Annotated in this window: 8 protein-coding genes and 2 tRNA genes; 6 read left to right on the top strand and 4 right to left on the bottom strand. The window is 55.8% G+C overall.

Annotation, left to right across the window (positions count from 1 at the left end; translation table 11 throughout):
- Positions 1-77, bottom strand: a tRNA-Asp gene (locus AC2FIR_RS22305).
- A gap of 222 nt (positions 78-299) precedes the next feature.
- On the opposite strand from AC2FIR_RS22305, the gene AC2FIR_RS22300 reads away from it, so the two are divergent.
- From AC2FIR_RS22300 to AC2FIR_RS22290, 3 genes are all read left to right on the top strand, one after another.
- Positions 300-374, top strand: a tRNA-Val gene (locus AC2FIR_RS22300).
- A 161-nt stretch (positions 375-535) separates the two neighbouring features.
- A complete protein-coding gene (locus AC2FIR_RS22295; RefSeq protein WP_496747258.1) occupies positions 536-1156 on the top strand; it encodes a hypothetical protein in 621 nt (206 codons plus the stop codon).
- A 278-nt stretch (positions 1157-1434) separates the two neighbouring features.
- Positions 1435-3021, top strand: coding sequence for an APC family permease (locus tag AC2FIR_RS22290; RefSeq protein WP_496747260.1), 1587 nt, complete (start codon positions 1435-1437; stop codon positions 3019-3021).
- Between the two features lie 98 nt (positions 3022-3119).
- On the opposite strand, the gene lon is transcribed toward AC2FIR_RS22290, so the two are convergent.
- From lon to AC2FIR_RS22275, 3 genes are all read right to left on the bottom strand, one after another.
- Positions 3120-5528, bottom strand: a complete 2409-nt coding sequence (gene lon / locus AC2FIR_RS22285; RefSeq protein ID WP_496747261.1) for an endopeptidase La — start codon at positions 5526-5528, stop codon at positions 3120-3122.
- A 213-nt stretch (positions 5529-5741) separates the two neighbouring features.
- Complete coding sequence (tgt, locus tag AC2FIR_RS22280) at positions 5742-6872, bottom strand: tRNA guanosine(34) transglycosylase Tgt (RefSeq protein WP_496747262.1); 1131 nt, start codon at positions 6870-6872, stop codon at positions 5742-5744.
- Positions 6873-6936: 64 nt separating this feature from the next.
- Positions 6937-7848, bottom strand: a complete 912-nt coding sequence (locus AC2FIR_RS22275; protein ID WP_496747264.1) for a nucleoside hydrolase — start codon at positions 7846-7848, stop codon at positions 6937-6939.
- Between the two features lie 174 nt (positions 7849-8022).
- On the opposite strand from AC2FIR_RS22275, the gene AC2FIR_RS22270 reads away from it, so the two are divergent.
- The 3 genes from AC2FIR_RS22270 to AC2FIR_RS22260 all read left to right on the top strand — a co-directional run bounded on the left by AC2FIR_RS22270 (position 8023) and on the right by AC2FIR_RS22260 (position 9649).
- Complete coding sequence (locus AC2FIR_RS22270) at positions 8023-8913, top strand: SPFH domain-containing protein (protein WP_170616816.1); 891 nt, start codon at positions 8023-8025, stop codon at positions 8911-8913.
- Positions 8913-9191: an NfeD family protein gene (locus tag AC2FIR_RS22265; protein ID WP_170616814.1), complete on the top strand. Its 279-nt coding sequence runs from the start codon at positions 8913-8915 to the stop codon at positions 9189-9191. Before AC2FIR_RS22270 ends, AC2FIR_RS22265 begins: the two co-directional genes overlap by 1 nt.
- A gap of 95 nt (positions 9192-9286) precedes the next feature.
- Complete coding sequence (locus AC2FIR_RS22260; RefSeq protein ID WP_170616812.1) at positions 9287-9649, top strand: SUF system Fe-S cluster assembly protein; 363 nt, start codon at positions 9287-9289, stop codon at positions 9647-9649.
- Positions 9650-9760 lie beyond the last annotated feature (111 nt).

The following is a 9760-nucleotide window of genomic DNA, read 5'->3' as shown; positions in this document are numbered from 1 at the left end:
TGGCGCGGTTGACGGGGCTCGAACCCGCGACCCCCGGCGTGACAGGCCGGTACTCTAACCAACTGAGCTACAACCGCCCGCTGCCCGTTCGCTCTGAACGTTGGGGTGTATTATGGCCACGCCCCGGCATCGTCAAGCGGCGTTTTCAAGTTTTTTGCCTTATCCTGATTTTTTCCCGAACCCACCCTTTGAACAGGCGCCGGGTTCTGCGTGAAATGCGCTGAGGGCAAGCAAAGTTTCTGCGCCACCTGCATCTGATCTTGCGAACCGGACTGACACACTGTAAGAGGCGGCCTCACGGGTGATTAGCTCAGTGGTAGAGCGCTTCGTTCACATCGAAGATGTCAGGAGTTCAAATCTCTTATCACCCACCATCTTTTCAATGACTTGTCGGATCTGGCGACAGGAATGGGTGCCAGAAGCCAAAACGCGGCCGGGCGTCCAAGCCTCATTTCTCTAAAAGAACCGCCTCTACGACTAGTTACAAAGTGATACTTCTCTAACTAATCTGGAGACATTGATAGAGGGTATTGCGATGAAACATATATTTGCGGCGTTAGCCGTATGCTTGGCCAATGCAGCCAGTGCTTTGACGGTTACGTTCGATCACAACATTCAAAGTACATCGGGGTCGAACTTTGTCGGAACGTCCCAGGGATTTGCCTATAACGCCAGCTTTACCTATTTGGGCGGGAACTACCTGTACCTGCATTCCGATAGCGGCATTCTGACGTCAACAATCAGAGCCATAAGCGGAACAACATTCACGGCAAAATCTATTGATGTTTGGGGCGCATTGCGGATTTTCATGTCCGGATCGGGGCCTAGGCCGGCAGACGATAACAGCCAAGCCTACTTCCAGTGGGCAACGTCAGGAATTGCGCCGGTGGCAACTCTGACTTTCACTGGGGTACGAAACGGGGCTACGGTGGCTACGCAGTCGATCGGCCCGACGCAGACACAATTTACGTCGGACAGTGTCATACCGAAACTAAAGAAGCTTAGGTTATCTAGCGGGTTCTCTCATATCGATCAGTTGATACTTACCGTGAACAACCCGATCAGTGGCCCTATTGGAATGACTTGTACGACCCGTTCGGACCCAACACGGTTTGGTGTAACGATTGGTGTGCCAGTTATCGGGTGGACAATCTAAAAGTATCAGCCGTTCCCCGGCCCGCCAGCGGACTGCTACTGATAGGCGCAATAGCTGGGCTGTTTGGAATCAAGCGACGTAGAATAACCGCCTACTAGAGTCTGGCTGGGAGCCCGGTGACACCAAGGCTGGCTTACGCGTGCTGCCAGAGCTGCCTAAATACCAACAAGTCGAGCTGATTGAGGGTTGCTCGAGAGCAAGCTTGTCACAGCGCGTTTCCCCCGCCTATCCTGACCGGAATTGATCGGTAATTCCGGGCATTGTTTTCAGGATTGTTTATGGCTGAATTGAAGCGCGATATTGGTCTTGTTGGCCTGACCTTCATTTCGGTTGGTGGCATTATTGGTTCGGGCTGGCTGTTCGGGCCTATGTTGGCCGTGCAACATGCTGGTCCTGCGGCCATCCTTTCCTGGATTATCGGCGCGGTTGCCATGTTTGTTCTGGCCATAACATTCGCCGAAATCTCGGCCATGCTGCCGATATCCGGCGGAATTGCACGGGTGCCTCAGTTTTCACATGGCAACATAGTCTCGATGGCCATGGGGTGGACAGCCTGGATCGGATATAACACCACCGCACCAATCGAAGTTGAGGCGATGTTAAAATACCTCGCGCCTTATGCGCCTTGGCTGCATGCTGCGGATACCGGCGATCTGACCGGGGCTGGCATTGCGGTTGCGCTGGTTTTCATGCTTCTGTTCGTCGCGGTCAACGCATTGGGGGTGAAGTTTTTCACTCAGGTCAACGCCGCGCTGACGTGGGCCAAAATCGCTATTCCTATCGTTCTGTCGATCCTGCTGATCGCGACACGGTTCAACACCGAAAACTTCACTCAACCAGGTGGTTTTGCGCCCTATGGATTACAGGGCATCATGGCAGCGGTGTCGACCGGAGGCGTGATATTCTCATTCATCGGATTTCGCCACGTCGTCGACATGGCCGGTGAAGTTCGAAATCCCAAATTCGCCATCCCTGCAGCCCTGGTTCTATCCATCGTTCTGTGCGCGGCCCTGTATCTGGGACTTCAGATCGCATTCATCGGCGCGCTTGATCCCGAAATGCTGAAAAACGGTTGGGCACAATTGAACTTTGGCGGTCAGGGTCCGCTGGACGGAATAATCATGTCCGTGGGGATCATCTGGTTTTTCAGCCTGCTCAACGTCGGCTCGGTGATCGGACCTTTTGGCAACGGATTGGTGGCCACTGGCTCGAACGCGCGTATTGCCATGGCGTTGTCCAAAAACGGCTTCCTGCCGCAACGCCTGCAAATGCTGTCTTCGTTCGGCGTGCCGCTTTGGGCACTGGCGCTGAATTTTCTGATCGGAACGCTCTTCCTGCTGACCGTACCTTTCGCCACAGTAATCGCGTTGAACGGAGCGGCCATCGTCCTGTCATTCGCCGTCGGCCCAATCGCCGTGGTCTGCTTGCGCCACCTCATGCCCGATCACCCGCGTTCGATCCGCATCCCGGCCGTCAAGGTGGTCGCCGTCACGGCCTTTGCCGTTGCCACATTGGTCGTCTACTGGAGCGGTTGGGACACGGTCTGGCGACTTGGCATTGCATTGATCGTTGGAATGGTTCTTCTGCTGCTGCGGTTCCGCAACCGTCTTGACGAAATGGACGTGACCGAAGCTTTGTGGCTGGCGCCCTATTTTGCCGGTATCGGGCTGATCTCTTTCCTTGGGCAATTCGGCGAAGGCGCGCAAAAGCAGATCCCCTTTGGTTGGGATATTCTGCTGTGTATCCTGTTTTCCGCCGTGATCTTCAGTCTTGCCGTCCGTTCAGCCCTATCCCCTGAAAAGTTTCAGGAATACATCGCCGAAGAAGAAATACTGGATCCCAAGGAACCCGTTGTCGGGTTCTGAATAACCGAGTGACCCAAATGAAAAAGCCCGCCGCAATTGCCGCAGGCTTCTCCATATTCTCTTAGGTGGCCAGTATCCCGGCCCTGACTTCCGGTAACTTAATGTGCAGTCGCCGACGGTCCGGTGCTGTCGGGTGCCTTGGCGGCGGCTGCCGCTGCTTCCTCGGCCGCTTCGTCCCATTCGATGGGATCTGGCGCGCGAACAAGTGCCTGTTCCAGAACTTCCGAGACATGCTTGACCGGAATGATCTTAAGACCTTCCTTAACGTTATCCGGAATGTCCGCCAGATCCTTCTCGTTCTCTTCCGGGATCAGCACCGTCTTGATGCCTCCCCGCAGGGCAGCTAGCAGCTTTTCTTTCAAACCGCCAATCGGCATTGCATTCCCGCGAAGCGACACCTCGCCCGTCATGGCAATGTCCTTGCGCACCGGAATTCCGGTCAGGACCGATACGATCGACGTTACCATCGCCAAACCGGCCGAAGGACCGTCCTTGGGGGTTGCCCCATCCGGAACGTGCACGTGAATATCCAACGTGTCGAACTTGGGCGGTTTCACACCGATCTGAGGTGAAATCGACCGCACGTAAGACGAGGCCGCGTCGATGGATTCCTTCATCACGTCGCCCAGCTTGCCGGTGGTCTTCATCCGCCCTTTGCCGGGCAGTTTCAGCGCCTCGATATGCAGCAGATCACCCCCTACCGAGGTCCAAGCCAGACCGGTAACAACACCAACCTGATCGTCCTGCTCAGCAAGACCATAGCGGAACTTCGGCACGCCCAGGAATTCATCAAGATTGTCCGGCGTCACCGTGACGGATTCAGCCTCTTTCTTGATGATCTTGGTCAGCGATTTCCGCGCCACCTTGGCGATTTCACGTTCCAGGTTCCGCACCCCGGCTTCACGGGTGTAGATGCGAATGATCTTTTGGAGCGCCTCGTCAGTCAGATCAAACTCCTTGGTTTTCAGACCATGGTTCTTGACCTGTTTGCCGATCAGGTGCTGTTTGGCGATCTCGCTCTTTTCCTCTTCTGTGTAGCCGGCCAGCGGGATGATCTCCATCCGGTCCAGCAAAGGCCCGGGCATGTTGTAGCTGTTCGACGTGGTCAGGAACATCACGTTCGACAGGTCATATTCCACTTCAAGATAGTGGTCCATGAACGTGCTGTTCTGTTCCGGGTCCAACACTTCCAGCATTGCCGAAGCCGGGTCGCCACGGAAGTCCTGCCCCATCTTGTCGATTTCATCGAGCAGGATAAGCGGGTTCGTGGTCTTCGCCTTTTTCAGCGCCTGGATGATCTTGCCGGGCATCGAACCGATATAGGTGCGACGGTGACCGCGGATTTCGGATTCATCGCGTACGCCACCCAGCGAGATTCGAATGAACTCGCGCCCCGTGGCTTTGGCAACGGATTTACCGAGCGAGGTCTTACCCACACCCGGAGGGCCAACAAGGCACAGGATCGGGCCTTTCAGCTTTTTCGACCGCTGCTGAACCGCCAGATATTCAACGATCCGCTCCTTAACCTTTTCAAGGCCGTAGTGATCGGCATCCAGAATGTCCTGCGCCCGGCCCAGATCCTTTTTGACACGGGACTTGGTGCCCCACGGCAGCGACAGAATCCAGTCCAGATAGTTGCGCACGACGGTCGCTTCGGCGGACATCGGCGACATGTTCTTGAGCTTCTTTAGCTCGCCTTCCGCCTTTTCCAGCGCCTCTTTCGACAGCTTGGTCTCGGCGATTTTGGCTTCCAGTTCGGCAACTTCATTGCTGCCGTCTTCGCCATCGCCAAGTTCCTTCTGAATGGCCTTCATCTGCTCATTCAGATAATACTCGCGCTGCGTCTTCTCCATCTGGGATTTGACGCGGGTCTTGATCTTTTTCTCGACCTGCAGAACCGACATTTCGCCCTGCATCAGGCCGTAGACCTTCTCGAGCCGTTCGCTGACGGACAGAGTTTCCAGCAACTCCTGCTTTTGCTCGACTTCAATGCCCAGATGACCCGACACGAGGTCAGCCAGCTTGGCGGGCTCAGTTGTCTCGCCAACTGCTGCAAGCGCTTCTTCGGGAATGTTCTTGCGCACTTTGGCATAGCGCTCGAACTCGTCCGCAACGGTGCGCAGCAGCGCCTCGGTCGTGGTCACATCGCCGGGTATCTCGGTCAGATACTCCGCACGGGCTTCGAAGAAATCGTCGTTTTCGAGGAATTCGGTGATCTGCACGCGTGCCTGCCCTTCAACCAGCACCTTGACGGTGCCATCGGGCAGCTTCAGCAGTTGCAGCACGTTCGCCAGAACACCGGACTGGTAAATCCCTTCGATGGTGGGATCGTCGTCACCCGGATCAATCTGGCTGGACAGCAATATCTGCTTGTCGTCCTGCATCACTTCTTCCAGTGCACGGACGGATTTTTCCCGCCCCACGAACAGCGGCACGATCATGTGCGGAAAAACCACGATGTCGCGCAAAGGCAGTACGGGGTATGAGGAATTCAGAGGCTCTTGCATGCTCAATCCTTATCATTGGCAAGACGGCACTGGTCCCTAGAAAGGCAACCTTTGGCCATCTCCTGTCTTGGACGATAAAGGTGGGGCGCTGACCGCCTGTTTTCAACCTCATCGCCGTTTGTCGTCAATCAGAATGACCGGATGATTTACCGACTGCAAGGCGTCGCGCGGACATATCCACGAATTTTGTTGAAACCCAACCGGATTTGCCGCCTAAACAGGCTCAATATCCCCTTCCGCACGCTGCGCGTGAAAGTCACCTTGCCAAGCCGCAAACCGACCCTCGGAAATCGCGTCTCGCATTCCCTGCATAATCTCTTGAAAATAGTGCAGATTGTGCCATGTCAGCAGCATACCCGAAATCATCTCGTTCGAACGGAAAACATGGTGAAGGTAAGCGCGCGAATAGTTTGAACAGGCCGGGCAACCGCACGCTTCATCCAGCGGGCGCGGGTCGTCCGTGTGACGGGCATTCTTGATGTTGACCACACCGCGACGGGTGAAAACCTGCCCTGTTCGCCCAGACCGCGACGGCAACACGCAATCCATCATGTCGATCCCGCGTGCGACGGCACCCACGATGTCGTCAGGCTTGCCAACACCCATCAGGTAACGGGGCTTGTCCGAGGGAAGATAGTCCGGCGCGTATTCAAGGCAGTCGAACATGGCTTCCTGCCCCTCGCCCACTGCCAGACCGCCGACGGCATAGCCTTCGAAACCGATTTTCTTCAATGCCTCGGCGCTTTCCTCGCGCAGGTCGCGTTCCAGCCCGCCTTGCATGATCCCGAACAGTGCATGGCCCGGACGGTCCCCAAACGCCTCGCGCGACCGGTCGGCCCATCGCATCGACAGGCGCATGGATTCTGCGATACGTTCCCGATCGGCTGGCAACGCTGGGCACTCATCGAAACACATGACGATGTCCGATCCCAAGAGCCGCTGGATTTCCATTGACCGCTCGGGCGTCAGTTCATGTTTTGATCCGTCGACATGGGATTTGAAGGTCACGCCTTTTTCCGTAAGCTTGCGCAGCCCGGCCAGCGACATGACCTGAAATCCACCCGAGTCCGTCAGGATCGGCCGCTCCCAGTTCATGAATTTGTGCAATCCGCCCAAGCGATCGATCCGCTCAGCGGTGGGGCGCAACATCAGGTGGTATGTATTGCCCAACAGGATATCGGCCCCTGTGGCGCGAACGCTTTCCGGCATCATCGCCTTGACGGTCGCGGCTGTCCCGACCGGCATGAAAGCAGGCGTGCGAACCTCACCCCTCGGGGTATAGATCACGCCGGTTCTGGCCTTGCCGTCGGTGGCCTTCAGATCAAAGGAAAAACGGTCTGTCATTGTGTCGCCTCGGGGTCGCTGAACCGGGCAGGATTTGCCTGATCCGCCTGCCCTTTGCAACCCGTCAGGGCAAAGTGACAACGCGCTCCGTGAACAACGCCACAACCCCTTCGCCGTCGACATCACTGCAAACGCGAATTGCGGGACGCGAGGGATCCGGCCGCGTGGCACCGTTTTCCTCCCCACCGACGATCACGCGCAGGCCTGTCTCGACCATGTCGAACATCGGTTCGTGAGAGCATGCAATTACGGCGGTCGAGTCGTGCAAGCCGCATCCTTCCAGCCCACCGACTTCCTTATAGAACTTGAGGTAAAACTTTGAAATGTCGCGCAAAAAAGCGCCCATATCTGTTGACTTTTCGGCCAACGCATCGAAATCCGCACCCCGGTACAAGGTCTTCAGCGTGACGTCCAATCCAACCAGAACCGTATTCGGTGGGGCCGCAAAAACGAAATCCGCCGCTCGGGCATCGTGGTAAATGTTGGCTTCTGCGTGGGCGGTGATGTTTCCGGGGCAATACACGGCGCCCCCCATGATCACCAGCCGACCCAGATTTTGGGAAAACTCCGGGTCCAAGCGCATCGCATCCGCGATGTTGGTCAACGGACCAACTGCACACACGACCAGTTCGCCTTTGTGTTCGCGTGCCATTTCGACCAGATATTCCGCCGCTAGCAGGTGATGGTTTTCGCCGATCTGCGGGATTTCCGTCAGGTCTCCGAACCCTTCCGGCCCGTGGACATGTTCGGACGGCACATGTGCGTCCGTCTCAAGCGGAAAGGCTGCGCCTTCCGCGACTGCAGCATCAAGGCCGAGTTTGTGCAGCAAAAACCGCGCATTACGGCTGGATTGATGCACATGCGTGTTTCCGAAAATGGTCGTCAGACCAATCAGGTCAATTTCCGGCGCGGCGGCGGCGTAGGCAATAGCCATCGCATCGTCGATTCCCGGATCTGTGTCGATAATCAGTTTCATATGCGCCCGATACCGCAATCATGACGGGATGCAAAGCGGACACATCTGTTGTCTTCCCTCGAACTTCGACGCCTTCACTGGTTTGCATCCGAGGCCAATCTGTCCATACCAGAGTTGAAATCGGGCGACTCAACCCCCAAGTGTATACCATAGTACACAATAAAGAGGACAGAAATGACCGAAGATCAGATCATCGGATTGCTTTCATCGAACATCATTTACCTGCTGGCGGCGGCCCTAATCGTAATCGTCATCCTGAAGGGCATTAAGATCGTCCCTCAATCCGAAAAGTTCGTGATTGAACGCTTCGGTCGGCTGCACTCGGTTTTGGGACCCGGGATAAATTTTATCGTTCCTTTCCTAGATGTTGCGCGCCACAAGATATCCATTCTTGAACGTCAGCTTCCAAACGCGACGCAGGATGCGATCACCAAGGATAACGTTCTGGTCCAGATCGATACATCGGTGTTCTACCGCATTCTTGAGCCTGAAAAGACAGTCTACCGAATCCGTGACGTCGACGGTGCGATTGCGACCACGGTGGCAGGTATCGTGCGCGCTGAGATCGGCAAAATGGATCTGGATGAAGTACAGTCGAACCGCGCCCAGTTGATCTCCCAAATCCAGGAAAGTGTCGAAACAGCCGTCGATGACTGGGGCATCGAAGTGACCCGCGCCGAAATTCTGGACGTTAATTTGGACCAAGCGACCCGTGACGCCATGCTGCAGCAGCTGAATGCCGAACGCGCGCGCCGGGCTCAGGTAACCGAAGCCGAAGGCATGAAACGCGCTGTTGAACTGCAGGCAGATGCCGAACTTTATGCGGCGGAACAAACCGCCAAGGCCCGGCGTATTCAAGCCGAAGCCGAGGCTTATGCGACCGGTGTCGTTGCCAAGGCAATTCAGGACAACGGTATCGAGGCCGCTCAGTATCAGGTCGCTCTGAAACAGGTCGAATCGCTTAACGCATTGGGCAACGGGACCGGAAAACAGACGATCGTCGTGCCGGCAAACGCCCTTGAGGCTTTCGGTGATGCGTTCAAGATGCTGAAAGGAGCAAAATGATGGCAGATCCCTTCTGGCTGACCTGGTGGATCTGGATGGCCGCCGCATTGGCCTTGGGAATCCTTGAAATCGTGCTGCCGGGTTTCATCTTTCTTGGCTTTGCCATCGGTGCCGCAATCACGGGTATCCTGCTGATTTTGCCGGGGCTTACACCCTCGCTGCCGATACTGTTGCTGATCTTCGCGGTGTTGTCGCTGGTGTCCTGGCTGGTTCTTCGGCGCATATTCGCGCTGCCCCATGGTCAGGTCAAAACGTTCAACCACGATATCAATGACTGAACGGGGGTGGCGCCCAAGGCGGGCGCCATTGCCGCACTGGACGCTGGTCCGGCCTTTCCCTATATATTTTCTCAGGTAACAAACCCGAGGCAAGAATGACGCATCCCAGTGAACAGTTTGAAGGCACGCCGCTGATTGCCCCTTCGACCATCGAACACCCCTTGTACGAGGCCGTGGTCGAGGCATGCCGAACGGTTTATGATCCTGAAATTCCAGTGAATATCTATGATCTCGGGCTAATCTACACAATCGAGATTGCCGAGGACAATGCAGTCAAAGTCATCATGACCCTGACCGCACCGGGCTGCCCCGTCGCCGGAGACATGCCGGGCTGGATCGTTGAAGCTGTTGAGCCGGTTGCTGGCATCAAGGAAGTTGACGTCGAACTGACCTGGGAACCACCGTGGGGAATGGAAATGATGTCTGACGAGGCCCGACTGGAACTCGGATTTATGTAACCAGAGAATTATCTTCTAAAAACAATCTGTTGTCGTCAAAAAGTCATCCAACTGTTACACGGCTGTAGCAAAACTTTCATACACCTGCGCAACAAATCGGTGTGTCGACGA

Source organism: Ruegeria sp. CDSB136, from assembly GCF_059610965.1.
The sequence above is the reverse complement of the archived record's forward strand: the minus strand, read 5'-3'. Positions and strand labels throughout refer to the sequence as shown.